Origin of the sequence: Mycobacterium paraffinicum, assembly GCF_001907675.1 — a bacterium.
In the GTDB taxonomy this organism is placed as follows: domain Bacteria; phylum Actinomycetota; class Actinomycetes; order Mycobacteriales; family Mycobacteriaceae; genus Mycobacterium; species Mycobacterium paraffinicum_A.
The window spans coordinates 1-21,169 of record NZ_MPNT01000013.1 but is presented as its reverse complement, the minus strand read 5'-3'; the positions used below and the strand labels follow the sequence as shown (position 1 = coordinate 21,169).

The window sequence follows — 21,169 nt, the reverse complement described above, 5'->3', positions numbered from 1 at the left end:
CTCACTTCTCTAGGAGGTCGGGCTGCTGGAGCAGCTCGTTGATGGCGGCGAGGAAGAGCGCGCCCCGGTGCCCGTCGCTGGCGCGGTGGTCGGCGGCGAGCGTGGCCTGCACGGTGGTGACGACCCGGATCCCGCCGTCGATGACGCAGACCCGCTCGGCGGGCTGGCCGAATCCGACGATCGCGACCTGCGGCGGGTAGATGACGCCGAAGACCGCATCGACGCCCTGGTCGCCGAGGTTGGTGACGGTGATGGTCGGGTCCGACATCTCCGAACTGCGCAGCGAGAACGACCGGGCGCGCCCGACCAGGTCGGTCAGGTCGTCCATCAGTTCGTCCAGCTTCTTCTCCGGCACGTCGTGAATCGCGGGCGCGACCAGGCCGCCGCCGCGCAGTGATATCCCGACCCCGACGTGAACGCCGTTCGCGGGCTCGAACCCGTCTTCCCGCCAGAATCCGTTGAACTCACCGAACCGCTGCGCGGCGACGCCGACGGCCTTCAACAGCAGGACGGCCGGCAGCACCCGTTCGTCGATGGATCGCTGCGCGTTTCGCGTCGTCAACCATGACAACGCCTTCTCCAGCATGATTTCTTCGGCCAGGTAGTAGTGCGGGATCTCCCGCTTGGACCGGCTCATCGCCGCCGCGATCGACTTCCGCATCTGGGTCGCACGGTCGGCGGCCGTCGGCTTGGTCCCGGGCTGCGCGACGGGCTTGGGCGCCACCGGTTTAGCCGCCGCAGCGTGCTCGACGTCGTTGATGGTGACCGCGCCCTGCGGGCCGGTGCCCGTGACCGCGTCGATGTCGACGGCAAGCGACGTCGCCAACCGCCGTGCGGCGGGGGAGACCCAGCGGCGCCGCCCCGGGGCGGCGGGGGGAGTCCGGGGTGTGGACGGCGCCGCCGGTGGCGCGGTCGCCGGCTTGGCGGCCGCCTTGGGTGCCGGCCGCGACTTGGGTCGCTTCTCGGCCGGCTCGCCGGGGGCCGTCAGGGTAGCCAAAGTCGTTCCCACCTGGACGGTTTCGCCCACGGGCACGACCAGCTCGTCGACGATGCCCTCCTGCCAGCATTCGACTTCGACCGCCGCCTTGGTGGTCTCGACGATCGCCACTACCTGGCCGCGGGTGACCTTGTCCCCGGGCTTGACCAGCCACTCGTTCAGGGTGCCTTCGTCCATGTCGGAGCCGAGCGAGGGCATCTTGAACTCGATCACGACTGCTCCCCGAACAGGCCCTGCACGGCGGCGACGATCTTGGCGGCCTGCGGTAGAGCGGCCTCTTCCAGATGCTTGGCGTAGGGCATGGGCACTTCGACGCTGCACACCCGGGCCACCGGCGCGTCCAGGTCGTAGAAGGCGCCCTCCATCACGCGCGCGGTGACTTCCGCGGCGAGGCTACCGGTGCGCCAGGCCTCGTCGATCACCACCGCGCGATGCGTCTTGCGGACGGATTCGAGGATGGTGGTCTCGTCGAGCGGGCGCAGGACGCGCAAATCGATGACCTCGCAGTCGATTCCGGTCAGGGACAACTCGTTGGCGGCGTCGAGCGCCTTCGGCAGGCAGCCGCCGTAGGTGATCAGCGTGACGTCGGAGCCGCTGCGCCGAACGGCCGCGCCCGAGATGTCGGTGCGGGTGAGGACGTCGACGTCGGTCGAGGTGTTGTAGAGCTGAACGTGCTCGAAGATCACCACCGGGTCGGGGTCCTCCAACGCGGGGCCCAGCATGCCGTACGCGTCCTCGACGGTGGCCGGGGCCAGCACCTTGATGCCCGGGATGTGGGCATACCAGGGCTCGAGGCTGTGCGAATGCTGCGCGGCGAGTTGGCGGCCGGCGCCCGTGGCCATGCGCACGACGATCGGCACGGAGAACTGCCCGCCGGACATATGGCGAAGGGCCGCAGCGGTATTGACGATCTGGTCGAGCGCCAGCAGGCTGAAGTTCACGGTCATGACTTCCACGATCGGCCGTAACCCGCCCAGCGCCGCGCCGATTCCGATTCCGACGAAGCCGAGCTCCGACAGCGGCGTGTCGCGCACCCGGTCCGGGCCGAATTCGTCCAGCAGACCCTTGGAGGCCGCGTACGTTCCCCCGTAACGCCCGACGTCTTCCCCCATCACCACGACGCGCGGGTCGTCGCGCAGGGCATCGCGCAGGCCGTCGTGCACGGCGGTTCGATAGCTGGTCTTCATCGCGTCGCCCCTTCGGTCAGCACGTCGCGCTCGAGATCCGCCACGTCCTCCCATGTTCCGGCCTCGGCGTAGGCCACCGCGGCCTCGATCTCGGCGACGGCCGCGTCCTCGATCTCACGCACGTCGGCATCGGAAAGCGTGCCGTCACCCACGCACTTGTCGGTGAACGCCTGGATCGGGTCGCGCTCGCGCCATCGCTCGACTTCGGCCTTGTCCCGGTACAGTTCGGGGTCGAACATCGAGTGCGCGCGGAACCGGTAGGTGCGGAATTCGATGAAGAACGGGCCACCGGTGTCGCGCACGTGGTCGACGCCCTGCTGCGCGGCCGCGTGGCACGCCTCGACGTCCATCCCGTCGACGGCCAGCGTGGGGACCCGGTAGGCGGCCGCCTTGACGGTCAGGTCGGTCTGCGACTGGGCGCGGTCCAACGCGGTGCCCATCGCGTAAAGGTTGTTCTCGCAACAGAACAGCACGGGCAGGTTCCACAGCACCGCCATGTTCAGCGACTCGTGGAACGCGCCCTCGGCCACCGCGCCGTCGCCGAAGTAGCAGGCGGTCACCCGCTTCTGCTGCAGCATGGCGTCGGCCAGCGCGATGCCGACCGCGAGCGGCAGGCCGCCGGCGACGATCGCGTTGCCCCCGTAGAACCGTTTGGCCGCGTCGAACAGGTGCATCGAACCGCCGCGCCCGCGCGAGCAGCCCTCCTGCTTGCCGAACATTTCGGCCATGATCGAGGTCATCGGGATGCCGCGCAGCAGCGCGTGCGCGTGCTCGCGATACGTCGCGACGACCGCGTCGTCGTCGGCCAGCGCCCGCAGTGACCCGGCGGCCACCGCCTCCTCACCGACGTAGAGGTGCAGGAATCCGCGAATCTTGGCCGCGCTGTACAGTTCCGCGCACTTTTCCTCCATGCGCCGCACCCGGATCATGTCGGACAGCAGCTCGTGGGCCAGCTTCACGGTGGTCATCGGCGCCACTCCTCCTCATCACTTCGTCCCCCTCGCCGCTGCGCGGCTGGGGGTACCCCCACTGCATCGTCGCCGGCGCGGGTCATGATGGCACCCCTTCGGCGTGCTGGACGGGGCGCTGCTCGATGGTGGAGGTGTCACCTTCGGGCAGGCCGAGTTCGCGGGCCTTCAGCAGGCGCCGCATGATCTTGCCGCTGCTCGTGTGTGGCAACGAATCGACGAACTCGATCTCTTTGGGCGCCACCGTGGCCCCGAGCCGTTTGCGGGCGTGGCCCATCAGTTGCAGCCGCAGGTCCTCGTCGGCAACCACGCCGTTCTTCAGGGTGACGAAGGCCTTGACCATCTCGCCGACCGTCGGATCGGGTATGCCGATGACGGCCGCCTCGGCGACGGCGGGGTGATCGGTCAGCGCGCTTTCCACTTCGAAGGGACCGATCAGGTGTCCGGCGGACTTGATCACGTCATCCTTGCGGCCGACGAACCAGAAGTAGCCGTCGGCGTCCCTCTTCGCCAGATCCCCGGATAGGTAGAGGCCGTCGGCGAAGGCGTTGCGGTAGCGCTCTTCCGCGTTCAGGTAACCGCGGAACATCGACGGCCAGCCCGGCCGCAGCGCCAGCTCGCCCTCGACGCCGGGTTCGTCGACGACCTCGACGGGCCCGTCGTCGTCGCGGTGCACGATGAAGGCGTCCACCCCCGGCAGCGGGCGGCCCATCGACCCGGGCTTGATGTCGAAGGCGGGGGTGTTGGCGATCATGATGCCGCCCGTCTCGGTCTGCCACCAGTTGTCGTGAATCGGCAGGCCCAGCACCCGCTTCCCCCACCAGACCGCTTCGGGGTTGAGCGGCTCGCCCACGCTGGCGATGAACCGCAGGCGCGGAAAGCGGTAGCGCGCGGGCAGTTCGGGTCCGGCCTTGATCAGCATCCGGATGGCGGTCGGTGCGGTGTACCACACCGAGACGCCCTGGCTCTGCAGGATGTGGTACCACCGTTCGGCGTCGAACTCCGCCTCGTCGACGATGGAGGTGACCCCATGCAGCAGCGGGCTGATGATGCCGTAGGACGTGCCGGTCACCCAACCGGGATCGGCTGTGCACCAATAGGTGTCGTCGGGATGCAGGTCGAGCGCGTACAAACCGGTGACGTAGTGCATGACGACGGCGCCGTGCACGTGGATGGCGCCTTTGGGGGTGCCCGTGGTGCCGCTGGTGAAGTGCAGCAGTGCCGGGTCGCCGGCGGTGGTCGGCTCGATCGCCGCGTTCTCGTCGGCCGCGTCCACCCATTGCCAGAAGTCCAGCGTCCCCGGCGGCGCGCCGCCGGCGTGGCCGTCGTCGACGACGAAGACCTGCCGCAGCGACGGCAGCCGATCGCGGATCTTGGCGACCTTGCGCTGATAGATCGCCCGCGTCGTCACCAGGACGTCGGCCTGCCCGATGTTGACCCGGGTGCTGATCGGCTCCGGCCCGAAGGCCGAGAACAGCGGGGAGACGACGCTGCCGTTGCGCAGCGCGCCCATCATCGCGATGTAGAGCTCCGGGGTGCGGCCCATCAGCGTGAAGACGCGGTTGCCCTTGTTGATGCCCAACGAGCGCAGCGCGCTGGAGAACCGCCGGGACAGCCGGCCGAGCTCGGCGTAACTGAGGTCGTGGGTGGCGATCATGCCGTCCCAGGGCCGATCCGGGACGAACCGCAGGGCGGTGCGGGTCGCGGCCGGACCCGTGGTGTGGCGGTCGACCGCGGCGTAGGCGATGTTGCACAGGCCGGGCCCCATGCCTTCGCACGGATCCGGCACATCGGACCATTCGAACCGGGCGCGCTCGCCCTCGTAGTCCGTGAGGTTGGGCCGAACGGAAAGGTCGGTGGCCGTTTTGCGGATGACGTCCATAACAGGATCCTCGGGTTGCGCTGTCGCCTTCATCGTTTGCCCCGGCGCATCGCCGCAATAGGGAAAAAGGTCATCAGTCGACCCGCGGGTCCAATGACCCGACGCTGGGGACCAAGGACCCTGGCGCGCGGTGCCCGCATGCCCGAGGGTCCAGGTAGGAAAGGAGGGGCGACGAGTGATGACCCCGACGATGGTCGACACCAAGGTGCTCACCAGGGCGGTGGAGCTGGCCTGCCGCGCCCCCTCGTTGCACAACAGTCAGCCGTGGCGGTGGGTTGTGGGCGGCCCGGCCGTCGACCTGTTTGCCGACCCGGACCGCACTGTGCCCTCGGCCGACGGCTCCGGCCGCGAGTCGATCATCAGCTGCGGCGCGGTGCTCGACCATTTCCGGGTCGCGATGGCGGCCGACGGGTGGGGGACGAGCGTCGACGAGTTTCCCAACCCCAACAACCTCGACCACCTCGCCGCTATCGATTTCGTCCCGACCGACTACGTCGCCGCGGCCCGGCGCGATCGCGCCGCGGCGATCCTGCGGCGCAGGACCGACCGGCGGCCGTTCGGCGCACCCCGGGACTGGGCGTCGTTCGAGCCGGTGCTGCGGAGCGCCTTCGACCCCGGCCTGGTCACGCTCGACGTGCTTTCCGACGACGCGCGGCCGCGGCTGGTGGAGGCGGCGCGTCTCACCGAGGCGCTGCGCCGCTACGACGACGTTTATCACCACGAATTGCGTTGGTGGACAGCGCCGGGGCGGCACGACGACGGCATCCCCACGGCGGCGCTGGCGAGCGACGCGCAGCGCCGCGCCGTCGACGTGAACCGCAGATTTCCCGCCGACGCGAACGCCCGGCCGGGTTCGGCGGAGCTCCACGACCAGGCGGAGGTGCTTGTCCTGTCCACCCCGGGGGATACTCGCGCGGACGCGTTCCTGTGCGGCCAGGTGCTGTCGGCGATCCTGCTGGAATGCACCATCGCCGGCCTGGCGACGTGCACCGTGACCCACGTGACGGAGTTGCCGGCGAGCCGCGACATGGTCCGCGCGCTGATAGCCGACGCCGAGGCGATGCCCCAGGTCTTGATCCGGGTGGGCACCGCCTTCGCGGGCAAGGGCGGCCCGGAACCGACGCCGCGCCGGCCGCTCGGTGACGTGTTGGAGATACGCCGCTAGGGCGGCTCGGATTGTGGCCCAAGGGATTTCGAAGGGAGTCGACGATGATTGCCGATGCCGGGGACTGGCTCGTCATCAAGAGCGGCACAATCGGGCGCCCGGACCTGCGCGGGCTGATCACCTCCGTGCGTTCCCCCGGCGGTGAACCGCCCTACCGGGTGCGGTGGCTGGCCACCGGGGAAGAGGCGACCGTCTTCCCGGGCCCGGACGCCATTGTCGTCACCGCCGCCGAGCAGCGGGCCGCCGACGAGCGGGCGCGGTCACGATTCGCCGCGGTGCAGGCCGCCATCCGGGATCACCCTCGAGTCGGGTAAGCAGCCAAATGCCTTCCACCACTGACGGATGCCCCTCCATCACCGACGCCGACGTCGACGAGCTCGCGTTCGAATTCCTGCACTCGCCTTACGCCGGCGACACCTACGTCGACTGGTGCCTGGACCAGCGCCTCGACGGTTTCCTCCGCCACCGCGGGCTGGTGCGGCTCACCCAAGACGGCGACGCCTACGGCCTCCTCCTCAACCGGGTGATGGCCTACATGGGCGAGCTGCGCCGGAAACGGTGACCCGACGAACGACCCGCAAGCCCGGGACTTCGGTCCCTACCGCCGATTACGGCGGACTGGTCGGATGAAAGTCGTCAATGGTGAAAGGGATCGAGGAGATGACCGTGACGACCCTTCCCCGTCCGGCCGCCGAGCGGAGCGGTGCGTGATGACCAGAGCGGCCGACGCCACGCGGCGCTCGCCGCGCCGCGTGTTCCGCGACCGCAGCGAGGCCGGCCGGGTGCTGGCCAACCTCCTCGGGGCCTACCGCGACCGGCCTGACGTGATCGTGCTGGGCCTGGCGCGGGGCGGCATACCCGTCGCATGGGAGGTGGCGGCGGCGCTGCACGCGCCGCTCGACGCCTTCATCGTGCGCAAGCTGGGCGCGCCCGGCCACGAGGAGTTCGCGGTGGGCGCATTGGCGAGCGGGGGCCGGGTCGTGGTCAACGACGACGTCGTGCGGGGACTGCGCATCACACCGCAGGAGTTGCGCGCGGTCGCCGAGCGGGAGGGTCGCGAACTGATCCGGCGCGAGGCCGCCTACCGCGACGGGCGCCCACCCGTCGAAGTGGCCGGAAAGACGGTCATCCTGGTCGACGACGGATTGGCCACCGGCGCAAGCATGTCCGCGGCGGTGCAGGCGCTACGCGAAGCCGAGCCCGCGCACATCGTCATCGCCGTACCGGCGGCACCGGAATCGACGTGCCGGGAATTCGCCGGCCAGGTCGACGATGTGGTGTGCGCGAGCATGCCGACCCCGTTCCTCGCGGTCGGCGAGTCGTTCTGGGACTTCCGCCAGGTCACCGACGACGAGGTCCGCCGGCTGCTCGCCACGCCGACGACCGAGGCGCCGCGGAGTCCCGGGGCGCGCACGCCGGCCGAGGTGATCAGTCGGGTCGCCATCGACGCGCCGGCGGGCGTCCCGCCGCGCGCGGCCCTGGAAGCCCTCATCGGTGACGCGCGCATCGTGCTGATCGGCGAAAGTTCGCACGGCACACACGAGTTCTACGAAGCGCGGGCCGAGATCACCAAGTGGCTGATCGAGGAGAAGGGCTTCTGCGCCGTCGCGGCGGAGGCGGACTGGCCCGACGCGTACCGGGTGAACCGCTACGTTCGCGGCACCGGCGACGACGCCGGGGCCGACGAGGCGTTGAGCGGCTTCGAGCGCTTTCCCGCCTGGATGTGGCGCAACACCGTCGTCCGTGACTTCGTCGAGTGGCTGCGCGCCCGAAATCGGCTGCACGAGAACAACGGCCAGCGGCAGGCCGGCTTCTACGGCCTGGATCTCTACAGCCTGCACCGGTCGCTGCAGGAGGTGATCGGCTACCTCGACAAGATCGACCCCAATGCGGCGGCGCGGGCGCGGGAACGTTACGCGTGCTTCGACCACGCCTCCGCGGATGACGGTCAGGCGTACGGCTTCTCGGCGGCCTTCGGCGCCGGCCCGTCGTGCGAGAAGGAAGCGATCGATCAACTCGTCGAGATCCAGCGCAACGCGCTGGCCTACGCGCGCAGGGACGGTCTGCTCGCCGAGGACGAACTGTTCTACGCCCACCAGAACGCGCAGACGGTGCACAACGCGGAGGTTTACTACCGGGCGATGTTCAGCGGGCGGGTCACCTCGTGGAACCTGCGCGACAAACACATGGCGCAGACGCTCGAGGCGCTGCTGAAGCATCTCGACCGCCACCAGGACGTGCCGTCCGCGCGAATCGTGGTGTGGGCCCACAACTCCCACGTCGGCGACGCGCGCGCCACCGAGGTGTGGGCCGATGGCCAGCTCACGCTCGGACAACTGGTCCGGCAACGGCACGGCGACGAGGCACGCCTGCTGGGCTTCAGCACCTACGCGGGCACCGTCACCGCCGCCAGCGACTGGGGCGGCATCGCCGAGCGCAAGGTCGTCCGCCCGGCGCTCAACGGGAGCGTCGAAGAACTCCTGCACGAAACGGGCAGGGCGGCGTTCCTGGTGTCGCCGCACATCAATCCGGGGGCCGCGGAACCGCTGAGCGCGGTCCGGCTGGGGCGCGCCATCGGGGTGATCTACCGGCCCGAGACCGAACGGCAGAGCCACTACTTCCATGTCCGGCCCGCCGACCAGTTCGACGCGATGATTCACATCGACCGGACGCGGGCGCTGGAACCTTTGGAGGTCACCAGCCTGTGGGTCGCCGGCGAGACGCCGGAAACGTACCCGAGCGGGCTCTAGGCGCGGGGGACGTGAAGATGCCGGCCGACCGGGCGCTGAGCCGAAGAATCGTCACGTTGACCATGAATCCCGCGCTCGACATCACCACGAGCGTGGGCGTCGTGCGGCCGACCGACAAGTTGCGCTGCTCGGCGACGCGTTACGACCCGGGCGGCGGCGGCATCAACGTGGCGCGGATCGCGAAGGTCCTCGGCAGCCCGGTGTTGGCGGTGTTTCCGGCGGGCGGGTCGCACGGTGGTCTCGTCACCACGCTGCTCGGCGAGGCGGAGGTGCCGTTTCTGCAGATCCCGATCGCCGCCCAGACCCGCGAGAGCTTCACCGTCAACGAGACCAGCACCGGCCAGCAATACCGGTTCGTCCTGCCGGGGCCGGAGCTCAACACGTTCGAGCAGGAGCAGTGCCTCGAGGAATTGCGGGCCGCCGCCCAAGCGGCCGAAGTCGTTGTGGCAAGCGGCAGCCTGCCGCCGGGTGTCCCGGCCGACTACTACCAGCGGGTCGCCGACATCTGCCGGGAGTTAGGCGTGAAGCTGATTCTGGACACCTCCGGCGGCGGCCTGCAGCACATCTCCTCAGGCGTGTACCTGCTCAAGGCGAGCGTGCGCGAGCTGAGGGAATGCGTCGGCCGCCGGCTCGCCACCGAGTCCGAGCAGTTGGCCGCCGCCCATCAGCTGATCGACAGCGGCCACGCGCAGGTCGTCGTGGTGTCCCTGGGGTCCTACGGCGCGCTGCTCGCGACACGCCATGCGAGCCAGCGCTTTCCGGCGGTCCCGATGCGAAGCGGCAGCGGTGTCGGGGCCGGCGACGCGATGGTCGCCGCGATCACGGTGGGTATCACGCGCGGGTGGCCGCTCACCAAGTCCGTTCGTTACGGGATCGCGGCGGGCGCGGCGATGCTGATGACGCCCGGTACGGCGGTCTTCGAGCGCGTCGACGTCGAGCGGTTGTTCGAGCTTGTCACCGAACCGGCGGAGGTGGGGCCGAACGACTTCGCGGCTAAGGCCTAACGGCCCCTCCGTCGCGGCCGGCGGCGCAATAGCCTGAAGGCGAATGGAACCATCGGGAGCCGACATGAACCAGCTGGACGCCAAGGCCGTGGTCGTGGGCGTCAACGGCTCGAAAGCCGCGGTCAACGCCGCGAAGTGGGCGATCGACGAGGCGATCGGCCGCCAACTGCCGCTGCGCCTGATCTACGTCATCCCCCCGCGTGCGGGGCGCGCCGGATCGGGCTTCACCACCGAATGGGAAGTCGAACGCGGGGAAATCGCGCTGTCCGAAGCGGAGTGCGCCATCCAGGGCGAGCGCAAGGCGGTCGAGATCGAGACGGCGATCGTCTCCGGGGATCCCGCGCAGGCGTTGATCGACCAATCGCAAGAGGCGGCCCTGGTCTGCGTGGGCACCGCCAGGCGGGGATGGGCTTCCGACGGGCTGTTGGGCCCGACCGCGGCCGGCTTGGTGGCGCGCGCGCACTGTCCGGTCGCGATCATCCGCACCAATCCCGACGGGTCGCCGACGGAGCTCGGGGTGATCGCCGTCGTGCTCAACGACGAGCCCGACAACGACGAGGTGGTACACCAGGCCATGGAGGAGGGGCGACGCCGGCACGCCACCGTCCGGCAGATCGACCGCCGGCTGAACAGCTGGGTCCGTCGTTATCCGGACGTCCGCGTCCAGACCGTCGCCGCGGGCACCGGCACCAAGCCCAGCGAAAAGCCAGGCGGCACAATCGAACTCGCGGTGGTCGGCAGTGCCGATGCCGACGAGATCGCGGGGCTGGTCACCCCGAACTGCCATCCGATCGTCGGCTACCCGGACTGCTCGGTGCTCGTGGTCCGCCACTGAGATGACAGCGCCCGCCCCCACCAAGTCGGTCGTCGCCGGCGTCGATGGTTCCAAGGCGGCGATCCGTGCGGCCCTGTGGGGGGTCGACGAGGCGGTGAGTCGTGACGTTCCGTTGCGCCTGCTCTGTGCGACCGAGCCCGGGGGCGGCGAACAAACGGCGGAACTCGCCCTCGCCCATGCGGTGAGCGCGATCCGGGCCGCGGGCCGGCCGGTGGCCATCGAGACGGAGATCGTCCACGGACCCGCGGTAGGGTCGCTGATCCGCTCCTCGGCGTCGGCGGCCATGGTCTGCGTGGGAGCCGTCGGGCTGCGCCACTTTCAACCCGGCCGGGTCGGCTCCACCGCCGCGGCGCTGGCCGTCTCGGCGCACTGCCCGGTGGCGATCGTCCGCGGCCGCGACGATCGCCGCCGGCAATCCGGCGCAAAGGCGGTCGTCGAAATCGACGGGTCCCCGGACTCGGAGTTGCTGGGCGCCGCGGTCGACGAGGCCCTGCTGCGCGGCGCCGCCCTCCAGGCAGTCGTCTCGCGGCGAACCGCGCCGAGCGAACACGGCGTGTGGGGCAGCGAGGCCGATCGCCGGGCGCTCGCCGACCTGGATCGCCGGCTGGCGCACTGGAAGCGATGCCATCCGCAGCTCCGGGTCGAAGCCTTGGCGATCCACGCGGGCCTGCTCGAGTACCTCGCCGCCCCAGCCGGGCCGGTGGGATTGGTGATCGTCGGCGCCCACGATCGTCTGCATGTGGCCGAACTCGTCGGACCGGTCGGCAGCTCGGTGATGCAGGAAGTCCGTTGTTCGCTGTTGGTCGTGAATCGGCAACATTTGTGAGCTCGGGCGATGATGGATGTGTGATATTGAGGTCGTACGCCCATCGGAAGGGTTCTTAATGGTCAAGGTTTTCCTGGTCGACGACCACGAGGTCGTCCGGCGCGGTCTCGCCGACCTGCTGGCATCGGACCCCGACCTCGAAATCGTCGGCGAGGCGGGCTCCGTCTCCGAGGCGAAGGCGCGGATCCCGGCGCTGCAGCCCGACGTCGCCGTCCTCGACGTGCGGCTACCCGACGGCAACGGCATCGAGCTGTGCCGGGACCTGGTCTCCGATCACCCCGACCTGCGCTGCCTGATGTTGACGTCATTCACCTCCGACGAGGCGATGTTGGAGGCCATCCTGGCCGGCGCCAGCGGCTACGTGGTCAAGGACATCAAGGGCATGGAGCTTGCCCACGCCATCAAGGAGGTCGGCGCGGGCAAGTCGCTGCTGGACAACAGGGCCGCGGCCGCGCTGATGGCGAAGCTTCGCGGCGCGGCCGAACGCGAAGACCCGCTGTCCGGCCTCACCGAGCAGGAGCGAACGCTGCTTGGCCTGCTCAGCGAGGGCCTGACCAACAGGCAGATCGCCGCCCGAATGTTCCTCGCCGAGAAGACGGTGAAGAATTACGTGTCGCGGTTGCTCGCCAAACTCGGCATGGAGCGCCGCACCCAGGCGGCGGTGTTCGCGTCGAAGCTGGACCAACGGCCCGGGCATGCCCAGCCGCCGACGGACGCGCCGGCCGACTAGCCGCCAAGCGCACCGGGCCCCCTCATGGAACGAACTCTTTGCTTGGGCGCTTGACAAATTGCGTCTACGCTGATCTTGCCATCTGACATTGAGCAAAAGTGTCGTGGAGGTTTGACGGGGTGACGAGCGACGACAGCGGCTCGGCATTCGCCGGACTCGGCCAGCGCGGGTTGGTCGGGCGAATGCACGAGCAGCTCGACGAGTTGCTGGCCGCCCGCGACCAGATGGAGCTCTTGCTCCGTGTCATCGTCGAGATCGGCGCGGGCCTCGACCTCGACGCCACGCTGCACCGGATCATCGGCGCGGCGCGGAAGCTGACCTCGGCGCCCTACGGCGCCCTGGCCATCCGTGATCCCGAGGGCAACCTCGTCAGGTTCGTCCACGAGGGCATGGACGCCGACACGGTGTCCCGCATCGGGCACCTGCCGTTCGGCAAGGGGTTGCTGAGCCTGTCGCTGCTGGACACGCCGGCCCTGCGCATGGCGGATCTGACCGCGCATCCGGCCGCCGTCGGGTTCCCCGAACACCACCCCCCGATGCGCGCCTTCCTCGCGGTGCCGATCACCATCCGCGGCACCGTGTTCGGAAACCTCTACCTCACCCACGTCGATCCGCAGCGGGTGTTCTCCGATTCCGACGAGGTGGCCGCCCGCGCCCTGGCGTTCGCCGCCGCGGTCGCCATCGACAACGCGCAGGTCTTCCAACGCGAGCGGACGGCCGTCAAGTGGATGGAGGCCAGCCGCGAGATCACCACCGCGCTGCTGTCCAGCGCCGCCCCGCACCGGCGCCCGCTGCAGCTGATCGCCGAGCAGGCCCGCATCCTGACCGACGCCGAGCAGGCGATCGTCCTGGTGCCCGGCGACCCCGACCTGCCCGACGACGAGGTCGACACGCTCGTGGTCTCCGCGGCGGTCGGGCTGCATGCCGACGACGTGGTCGGCCAACGGATCCCGGTGGACGCCTCCACCAGCGGCACCGTGTTCCGCTCCGGCAAACCGATGATCACCGAGACGTTGCGGTACCCGATCCAGGCCTTCACCGACGTGGGACAGCGCCCGGCGATCCTGATGCCGCTGCGCGCGCGCGACGAGGTCGTCGGCGTCATCGCCATCGCCCGCGGCGCCGACCAGCCGCCGTTCGACGACAGTTACCTCGACCTGGTCAACGATTTCGCTACGCACGCGGCGATGGCGCTGGTGCTCGCGTCGGCCCGCGACGACGCGCGGCAGCTGACCATCCTGGCCGAGCGGGAACGCATCGCGCACGACCTGCACGACCACGTCATCCAGCGGCTTTTCGCCGCCGGCATGGACCTGCAGGGAACCCTGGCGCGGTCGCGCTCCCCGGAGGTCGCCGACCGGCTCAACCGCACCCTCGACGACCTGCAGACCATCATCGAGGAGATCCGCACGACGATCTTCCAGCTGAAATCCCCGCTGGGCAAGAACGGCGACTTCCGCCGCCGCATCCAACAGGTGGTCGCGGACCTGACCGAGAGTCGCGACGTCGTGACCACCGTGCGCATGCACGGGCCGATGACCGCCGTCGGCGGTGAGCTTGCCGACCACGCCGAAGCGGTGACGGCGGAAGCCGTCAGCAACGCCCTGCGGCATTCCGGCGGATCGCGGCTGACCGTCGAGATCAGCGTCGCCGACATGTTCGTGCTGGACATCATCGACAACGGCTCCGGAATCCCCGACGGCAATACGCGCAGCAGCGGCCTGGCCAACATGAGGCGCCGCGCCGAACAACTCGGCGGTGCCTGCGAGATCACCGGCCCACCCGAGGGCGGCACTCGCGTGCACTGGGTCGCCCCGCTCATCGATCAGTAGGGGCGCCCCGGCGGGACCAAAGGGGGCGGCCCTTGGGTCTAACGGCCCTGCCCGAGGGCGCCGCCCGGGATTACGGTCGGTGTCGTGAGTGATCGGTCGGTGGACGCCACGGAAACTGCTCGGCTGCTCGACGGACGCCTGGTGTCGTTGCGTGCTTTGACCGTCGCCGACGCCGAGGCCGTTTTGGCGCTTCATGAGCGCCTGTCCGACCATGACCGGTACTTTCGCTTCTTCACGCTGCAGCTGTTGCCGCTGCACGAGCTCGTCGCGAAGCTGACCGAGCCCCCGGACGGGGTGTACGCCCTCGGCGCCTTCGACGCCGACCGGCTGATCGGCGTGGCGCACTGCGTCGTCGTCGACGATCCGCAGGTGGCCGAGGTGGCGATCGTGGTGGCGCACCAGGATCATTCGGTGGGCGTGGGAACGGCCCTGCTCAAGCACCTGGCCCCGGTCGCTCGATCCAACGGCGTCGAAAGGTTCATCGCCGACGTCCTCGGGGAGAATCACCTGATGCTCACGGTCTTCTTCGATCTCGGCTGGCCTTGCCGGCCAATCGATTACGGATCGGTTCGCCATCTCGAGATCGAGCTTCCCGAATTCGACGACGTGTAGAGGAGCGGAAAAATGACGCAAGGCGCGAAGAAATACGGCGTCCTGGTCTGTGTCGACGGGTCGGCGGCATCCGACGCCGCCGTGGCCTGGGGTACTCGGGAGGCCCTCCTGCGTGATCTGCCCATCACGCTGGTGCACGCGGTTCCCCCGGTCGTGGTCGGCTGGCCGGTGGGGCAGCTGTACGCGGACATGCCCGAGTGGCAGCAGGACAGCGCTAAGCACGTCATCGACCAGGCCCGCAAGACGCTCAACGCCAGCGTGGGCAGCTCCGCGCCGCCGGAAATCCACACCGAGACGGTGTATTCGGCGATTGTCCCGGCGCTGGTCGAGGCCTCCAACGATGCCCGGATGATCGTCGCCGGAAGCCAGGGGCTCGGCGCGGTGGGGCGCCTGCTGTTGGGCTCGGTGACCGCGGGTCTCGTGCACTACGCCCACTGCCCGGTCGCGGTCATTCACTCCGCCGAAGGCGCTGCGCCGGATCCCGGCGCGCCCGTGGTCCTCGGCGTCGACGGGTCCCCCGCGTCGGAGGACGCGACCGCTCTGGCCTTCGACGAGGCCTCGCGCAGGGGGGTAGGGCTGGTTGCGGTGCACGTCTGGAGCGACGTGGGGGTGTTCCCCATCCTGGGCATGGACTGGCACGACCGCGAGATCCAGGCGGCCGAAACCCTGGCCGAACGCCTGGCCGGCTGGCAGGACCGCTACCCGGACGTGCGCATCGAACGGAAACTGTTCTGCGACAAGCCGTCCGAGTGGCTGCTGAAGGAGTCCGAACGCGCTCAGCTGGTGGTGGTCGGTAGCCGCGGCCGCGGGGGATTCCCCGGAATGTTGCTCGGCTCGGTGAGTTCTGCCGTGGCGCAGTCGGCGCGCGTGCCCGTGTTGGTTGTCCGTTGACAAGAAACCATGACCGAGGAGGCTGAGAAATGATCGAACTGCTGCCGGACATGCCGGAGAAGGTCATCGGCATCCGGGTGTCGGGCCGGCTGCGCGGCGACGAGCTGCGTGACGTCAAACCCGAGATCGAGCGGGTGCTACAGACGGGTGAGGTCCGGATCGTCGAGGTGATCGCGCCCGATTACGAGGGATTCGGGCCGGGTGGCTTCCTCGAGGACGTCAAGCTGGGCTTGGGCACCGTGCTGCCGCACCATTCGGCGTTCAAGCGGATCGCGGTGGTCTCGGACAAGGATTGGGTCGCCCACGTCCTGCACGCCGTGGCGTGGCTGGTCCCCGGCGAGTTCGCCATCTTCTCACTGGACGAGCTGGACAAGGCCGCCCAATGGGCGGCCGGGTAGTCGCCGTCAGTCACGCACGACCAGCACCGAACACCCCCCGTTTCCGAGCGCGGTGATCGGTCCCACGATGCGGGCGACCTTGTCCGCGTCGTCGCCGCCCACCACCGCGAGCTGAACGGGATCGCTTGTGTGCGCGAGGAATTCGGCCGCGCCCCGCCTGGCCGCGGCGGGCTGGACGTGCACCTCGCGGTGCCGCGCCACCCAGGGGCCGAGGCGCTGTTGCAGCTGGCTGTAGGGAATCTCGCCGAGGCCCCACCGCCAGACGCCCATCGCCAGGATCGGCGCCTCACGCAGGCGCGCCTCGCGAAAGCCGTGCTCGAGCACGGCGTCGTTGCCGGCCGATTCGCCGACGGCGACCGCGACGAATCCGTCATCCGGCTCGGCGCCGCGGCGGCTGCGGATCACGGCCACCGGGCAGTGCGCCCGGTGTGCCAGGGTGTCCGCGGTCGAGCCCAGGACCTTGCGCGCCACCCAGCCCGTGCCGACCGAGCCCACGCAAACCATTGCCGCACCGCGTGATTCGTCGATCAGCGCGTCCTCAGACGAACCGCGCACGATGTCGCATTCGACCTTGACCGGCTGACCCGTGGCCTGAAGCGCAGCATCGGCGGCGCGCAGCGCGGTTTGGGCGTATTGGATGTCCAGGCTGTCGTCACCGGCGTTCCGCCGGGGGACGGCGTGAATCAGCCGAAGCGGGACGTTACGGCTGAGGGCCTCGGCGGCGGCCCACTTGGCCGCATTGATCGCGGCGTCCGAGCCGTCGATACCCACTACGATCCGCTGCTGCGGATTGTTCATCGCGTCCTCCTGGCTGGCGGGGGCCCCCCGAAGGCCCGGCACTGGTCACGTTATGAGCACGCGGCCCGGTTCAGCAGGGCCGTTCGGCCCCCGTTCGCGGGCATAGGTCACCGGCCTCAGGCGACCTCGACGGTGCGCCCGGGGAGCAGCCCGTGCACGCGGCCTCGGCATTCCACCATGACCGATGCGCTGTTGCCGGCCTCGGACGTCAGCTCGGCCGCCCGCCCGCTGACCCGAAGGTGCAGCCGTTGGCCGCGATAGACGAAGGGAAACTCGATCGGTTCCAGCGCCTTCGGCCATTGCGGGCTCAGGATCAGCCGGTCGTCGCGGGTCTCCAGTCCGGTGAAACACCGTTGCAGCAGGTCGATGCTGCCGGCCATCGCGGCCAGGTGTATCCCCTCCGCCGTGGTGCCGCCCTGGATGTCGACGATGTCGGACGCGAGCACCTGCACGAAGTACTTCATCGCGTGGTGCCGATTGGCGCGGGTGAGCACCCACGAATGGACCAGGGCGGAAAGCGTCGATCCCTCCGAGGTGCGCGCGAGGTAGTAGTCCACCGTCTCCGGGATCCGCTCGGGCGTGAAGCGGTAGCCCAGCCGGCCGAACAGAGCCAGCAACTCGTCCGACGACAGCAGGTAGAACAGCATCAACACGTCGGCCTGCTTGGAGGCCTTGTAGTTGTTCACGCTGTCGTTCTCGGCCTCCAGGATGCGGTCGAGCCGCTGGATGTTGCCGTACCGCTGCCGGTATTGGCCCCAATCCAGCTCAGCCAGTTGCGAATAGCCCTCGAACTGGCTGATCACGTTGTCGTGGAAGGGGACGAACATGCGCCGCGTCACGTGCTCCCACCGGCCGAGCTCGTCGCTGGTCAGGTCGATCTTCCCGACGAGGTCCAGGCGGTCCCGCAGCGGCAGCAGGTCCAAGGCGTCCATCGCCCGCAGGATGGCCCAGACCGCCATGACATTGGTGTACGCGTTGTTGTCGATCCCGTCGTATTCCTTTCCCGGATAACCCGAATGGAACTCGTCGGGGCCGACGATGCCCTTGATCGTGTAGCGGCCGCGAGTCTCGTCGAAGCTGGCCAGGCCCACCCAGAAGCGCGCGATCTCGACCAGCATCTCGGCGCCGTAGTCGACGAGGAACTGCCGGTCGCCGGTCACCTGGTAGTGCTGCCAGGTGTTGTAGGCGATGGCGAGACCCACGTGATGCGCCCGGGCGCTGGCATCCGGATTCCAGCGGCCGGACTCCGGGTTGAGGTGCACTTCCTGGCTCACCTCGCGCCCGTCGCTGCCCGACTGCCAGGGGTACATCGCGCCAAGATAACCGGCCCGGCGCGCCGCCCGGCGGGCCTCGGGCAGGCGCCGATATCGGTAAATCAGCAGGGAGCGTGCCACATTGGGCATGCGCACGCTCAGCACCGGGGAAACGAACAGCGAGTCCCAGAAGACGTGTCCGCGGTAGGCCTCGCCGTGCAGGCCCCTGGCCGGCACCCCGGCGTCGAGTTCGGCGGTGTGCGGTGAGAGGGTCTGCAGCAGGTGCACCAGGTGCAACCGCAGGATCCGCAGCGCGTCGGCTCCGTCGGTCAGGCCGATGGCGCATTGTTCCCACAACAGGTCCCAGGCCCGGGCGTGCTGACGATGCAGCTCGGCGTACCGGCCGGCGGCATCGAGGTCTAGCTGCGCGGTGCTCGCCGGCTCGGATATCGCGTTGTCCCGGCCCGTGAAGACGGCCGCGATTTTCTCGCAGGTGACGGATAGGCCTGCGGCCAGCGCCACCTGGATGTCGTGCCCGCCACGGTCGGGTTCGGCCACGATCTTGTACTGCGCGTCGGCGCGGACGTCATCGCACCACACGGTGGTGCGGGCGGCCACCGCGATGGCGATGCGCGACTGCGAGGTCTCGGTCCGCAAAATCACCGACTCGTCGGCGAATTCGTCGATCGTCGACGACGTGAGATGCCTGCTCGACAGCGAGCGGTAGCGCTCGACCATGGTATTGCCCACGCCGCCGTCCAGCAGGGAGCGGAACTCGACGGTGCCCGACCAGTTCTCCGCGACGACCGTGGTCTGCATGGCGAGCAGGTGCGGCTCGTGCATGGATGCGAACCGCTGTTGGGTCATTCTCGTGATCCGGCCCTCACCATCGGAGAATCGCAGCGTGCGCGTCAGCGTCGCGTGCCGCAGGTCGAATGTCTGCCGGTAGAACAACAACTCGGCGTCGTCGATGTGAAACCAGGGCCCGCCGTTGATCCGGAAGGTCAGCGGCAACCAGTTGGGCAGGTTGACCAGGCTTTCGTTCTCGATCGTCCGGCCCGCGACGCGATCGGCCAGCGTGTTGTAGACGCCCGCAGCGTACGTCCCCGGGTAGTGTGCCTCGGTCGCGGTCGCCTCCGGGGCGCAGCCGCGGCTGGCCAGGTATCCGTTGCCCACGGTGCACAGCGTTTCGCGCAGGCGCTCGTAGGTGGGGTCATAACCCTCATAGACCAGTTCCCACGCATCGTTGGGCGCGGCCGACGCCTCGTGCAGGTCGTCGGCCAGCCGCCGGACGAACTCGCACACCGCGAACGGATCCGCCAGGCTGACGAACGCGGCGGACGGGCGATCGCCATCCTCGTTGTGCCGCACCGCAATTCCTACCCCGTCGAATTGCACCGCATCGAAGGCGTCTTCGTCGGTGATGTCGTCGCCGACGTAGATCGGCAACACCGCGTCGCCGCCCGTGCCCTGGATGTGTTCGAGGATCCAGTTGAGCGTCGTGCCCTTGTCCCAGTCGAGGCTGGGGCGTAGCTCGATGACCCTGCGGCCCATCGTGATCCGCAGGCATTCCGATCGCGCGAGTCTGCGCACCGTCGCGATCACTCCGTCGACTTGTTCCGGGTCGACGTGGCGGTAGTGGACCGCGACCGCAAACCTCTTGGGCTCCAAGTGGATCCCCGGGACGTCGGCGAGCTCCTCCGCCAATCGGTCGGCCGCACGCGCCAGCGCGTCGATGGCGCCGAGGGCGTCGGCGTTCTCGTGGTGGGTTCCGTCCGGTGCGACGAGCTCGAAGCCGTGGCTGCCCGCGTACCAGATTCCGTCGACCCGCACGCGTTCGCGAAGATCGTCCAGGTCGCGGCCGCTGATCACCGCGACGGGGCACTGCGCCGCCAGTTCGCGCAGCGCTTCGGGCGCGCCCTCGACCGGCGTTGCGGACGCGGGGTGGGCCACGATCTCGGACAGCGTGCCGTCGAAGTCGAGAAACACCGCCGGTCGGCGGCTGGCCACCAGTTCCTTCAGCTGGCTGTAGACGCCCATCGCGTCGGGGATGGTCGACAACGGGGCGCCCCCGCGCCGCACCGTGATCCCGGCGAAGTCGGCGACGACGGTGTCCGCCCCGAGGGACAGCAACCCGTCCCCGCCCCCGTTGCGCTCGAGGCCGATCACGAGGCCGAAGCCGTGGTCCCGGCCCGCCGCGATTCCCCCCTCGTCGCAGTCGACCAGGACGCACCGGACCGGGCGCACCCCGAGGCGCGCCAGCGTCACGGTCAGCGCCGCGTCGCCCTGCGCGGCGGACTCTGCCGGGCAGACGGCCACGTCCACCAATTCCTCAATTCCCGCGGCGCGCAACAGGGGCGCGCAGTCGCGGCCCGAGGAATAGACGGCGGCGGCGATGCCGGCCTCGCGCAGCCGCCGCAGCAACACCGCGGTCGAATCGCGGGCCCCGACGACGTCCGGCGCGGTCTGTTCGATTACACAGTCAAGTCCGAGGATCACCGCGTCGTGGTAACGCCCATCCACGGTGACAGGCCATTCAGTCACGTCTCTGACGATGTGCCGGCGCCCGATGCCCGTCAAGGTTCGGCGGCGCAGGGGGGCCTCATGGCCATGTGGTTGGTGACTAAAGCCTCATGATCGAGGGTCGGTCCCGCCATAGCGTTTTGGGCGAGGAGAGGGAGAACATCATGTCCACACTCGCAAACCGCCACGGCATCGTCGTCGGAATCGATGGATCGCCGGCTTCGAACGCCGCAGTATGTTGGGCGGCCCGTGACGCGGCGCTGCGACACGTCCCGCTGACCGTCGTCCACATGGTGAACGCGATGGTGCCGATGTATCCGGCCCTTCCGCTGTCGACCGGCGTGGCCGTCTGGCAGGAAGAGCAAGGTCGCGAGGTCCTCGAGCACGCGGTCAAGATCGCCGAGGAGGCCGTCACCACGGACCGCAAGATCGACGTCCGCAGCGAGCTGCGGTGTGCACCCCCGGTTCCCACGCTGGTCGAGATGTCCAAAGAGGCCGAGATGATCGTGGTCGGCAGC

19 protein-coding genes and 1 pseudogene are annotated in these 21,169 nt (G+C 69.4%); 13 read left to right on the top strand and 7 right to left on the bottom strand.

Translation table 11 applies throughout. The features are described 5' to 3' along the window. Position 1: 1 nt before the first annotated feature. From BRW65_RS15440 to acsA, 5 genes and pseudogenes are all read right to left on the bottom strand, one after another. The gene (locus tag BRW65_RS15440; protein ID WP_073875974.1) at positions 2-1,210 is read right to left on the bottom strand and encodes a dihydrolipoamide acetyltransferase family protein; all 1,209 of its coding nucleotides are present in this window, start codon (positions 1,208-1,210) and stop codon (positions 2-4) included. Beyond that, a complete protein-coding gene (locus BRW65_RS15435; protein ID WP_073875973.1) occupies positions 1,207-2,184 on the bottom strand; it encodes an alpha-ketoacid dehydrogenase subunit beta in 978 nt (325 codons plus the stop codon). Before BRW65_RS15435 ends, BRW65_RS15440 begins: the two co-directional genes overlap by 4 nt. Further along, positions 2,181-3,152 (bottom strand): pyruvate dehydrogenase (acetyl-transferring) E1 component subunit alpha, encoded by a 972-nt coding sequence (pdhA, locus tag BRW65_RS15430; RefSeq protein ID WP_073875971.1) that lies wholly within the window; start codon positions 3,150-3,152, stop codon positions 2,181-2,183. The genes BRW65_RS15435 and pdhA overlap by 4 nt, the downstream gene beginning before the upstream one ends. Further along, positions 3,149-3,232 (bottom strand): annotated as a pseudogene (locus tag BRW65_RS32920) (hypothetical protein); the annotation flags it as partial. The pseudogene BRW65_RS32920 and the gene pdhA, both read right to left, overlap by 4 nt. A 2-nt stretch (positions 3,233-3,234) precedes the next feature. Then, entirely contained in the window at positions 3,235-5,034 is a 1,800-nt protein-coding gene (acsA, locus tag BRW65_RS15425) for an acetate--CoA ligase (protein ID WP_073875969.1), read from the bottom strand. Positions 5,035-5,212: 178 nt separating this feature from the next. Between acsA and BRW65_RS15420 the strand changes: the two genes are divergently transcribed. The 12 genes from BRW65_RS15420 to BRW65_RS15365 all read left to right on the top strand — a co-directional run bounded on the left by BRW65_RS15420 (position 5,213) and on the right by BRW65_RS15365 (position 16,077). Further along, entirely contained in the window at positions 5,213-6,199 is a 987-nt protein-coding gene (locus tag BRW65_RS15420; RefSeq protein ID WP_073875967.1) for an Acg family FMN-binding oxidoreductase, read from the top strand. Between the two features lie 44 nt (positions 6,200-6,243). Then, positions 6,244-6,513 (top strand): DUF1918 domain-containing protein, encoded by a 270-nt coding sequence (locus tag BRW65_RS15415; RefSeq protein WP_073875965.1) that lies wholly within the window; start codon positions 6,244-6,246, stop codon positions 6,511-6,513. Between the two features lie 8 nt (positions 6,514-6,521). Beyond that, a complete protein-coding gene (locus tag BRW65_RS15410; RefSeq protein WP_073875963.1) occupies positions 6,522-6,761 on the top strand; it encodes a hypothetical protein in 240 nt (79 codons plus the stop codon). A gap of 148 nt (positions 6,762-6,909) precedes the next feature. Beyond that, on the top strand, positions 6,910-8,949 hold the full coding sequence (locus tag BRW65_RS15405; protein ID WP_139273129.1) for an erythromycin esterase family protein: 2,040 nt from the start codon (positions 6,910-6,912) through the stop codon (positions 8,947-8,949). A 17-nt stretch (positions 8,950-8,966) separates the two neighbouring features. After that, the gene (locus BRW65_RS15400; protein ID WP_073876216.1) at positions 8,967-9,953 is read left to right on the top strand and encodes a 1-phosphofructokinase family hexose kinase; all 987 of its coding nucleotides are present in this window, start codon (positions 8,967-8,969) and stop codon (positions 9,951-9,953) included. 43 nt (positions 9,954-9,996) lie between these two features. Beyond that, positions 9,997-10,788: a universal stress protein gene (locus tag BRW65_RS15395; RefSeq protein WP_244168103.1), complete on the top strand. Its 792-nt coding sequence runs from the start codon at positions 9,997-9,999 to the stop codon at positions 10,786-10,788. Position 10,789: 1 nt separating this feature from the next. After that, entirely contained in the window at positions 10,790-11,614 is an 825-nt protein-coding gene (locus BRW65_RS15390; RefSeq protein WP_073875961.1) for a universal stress protein, read from the top strand. A gap of 58 nt (positions 11,615-11,672) precedes the next feature. Beyond that, a complete protein-coding gene (gene dosR / locus BRW65_RS15385) occupies positions 11,673-12,344 on the top strand; it encodes a hypoxia response regulator transcription factor DosR/DevR (protein WP_073875959.1) in 672 nt (223 codons plus the stop codon). A gap of 182 nt (positions 12,345-12,526) precedes the next feature. Beyond that, positions 12,527-14,176 (top strand): GAF domain-containing sensor histidine kinase, encoded by a 1,650-nt coding sequence (locus BRW65_RS15380; RefSeq protein ID WP_208611823.1) that lies wholly within the window; start codon positions 12,527-12,529, stop codon positions 14,174-14,176. Positions 14,177-14,260: 84 nt separating this feature from the next. Further along, positions 14,261-14,788, top strand: coding sequence for a GNAT family N-acetyltransferase (locus tag BRW65_RS15375; RefSeq protein WP_167374044.1), 528 nt, complete (start codon positions 14,261-14,263; stop codon positions 14,786-14,788). Positions 14,789-14,800: 12 nt separating this feature from the next. Next, positions 14,801-15,679, top strand: a complete 879-nt coding sequence (locus tag BRW65_RS15370) for a universal stress protein (protein ID WP_073875953.1) — start codon at positions 14,801-14,803, stop codon at positions 15,677-15,679. A gap of 29 nt (positions 15,680-15,708) precedes the next feature. Further along, entirely contained in the window at positions 15,709-16,077 is a 369-nt protein-coding gene (locus BRW65_RS15365) for an STAS/SEC14 domain-containing protein (protein WP_073875951.1), read from the top strand. Between the two features lie 6 nt (positions 16,078-16,083). Here the strand turns inward: BRW65_RS15365 and BRW65_RS15360 are convergent, their stop codons facing one another. Beyond that, the gene (locus tag BRW65_RS15360) at positions 16,084-16,875 is read right to left on the bottom strand and encodes a universal stress protein (protein WP_073875950.1); all 792 of its coding nucleotides are present in this window, start codon (positions 16,873-16,875) and stop codon (positions 16,084-16,086) included. A 116-nt stretch (positions 16,876-16,991) separates the two neighbouring features. After that, the gene (gene otsB, locus BRW65_RS15355; RefSeq protein ID WP_432206428.1) at positions 16,992-20,624 is read right to left on the bottom strand and encodes a trehalose-phosphatase; all 3,633 of its coding nucleotides are present in this window, start codon (positions 20,622-20,624) and stop codon (positions 16,992-16,994) included. A 191-nt stretch (positions 20,625-20,815) separates the two neighbouring features. Here otsB and BRW65_RS15350 point away from each other — a divergent pair. Continuing rightward, a partial coding sequence (locus tag BRW65_RS15350; RefSeq protein WP_208611812.1) for a universal stress protein occupies positions 20,816-21,169 on the top strand: 354 nt, incomplete at its 3' end.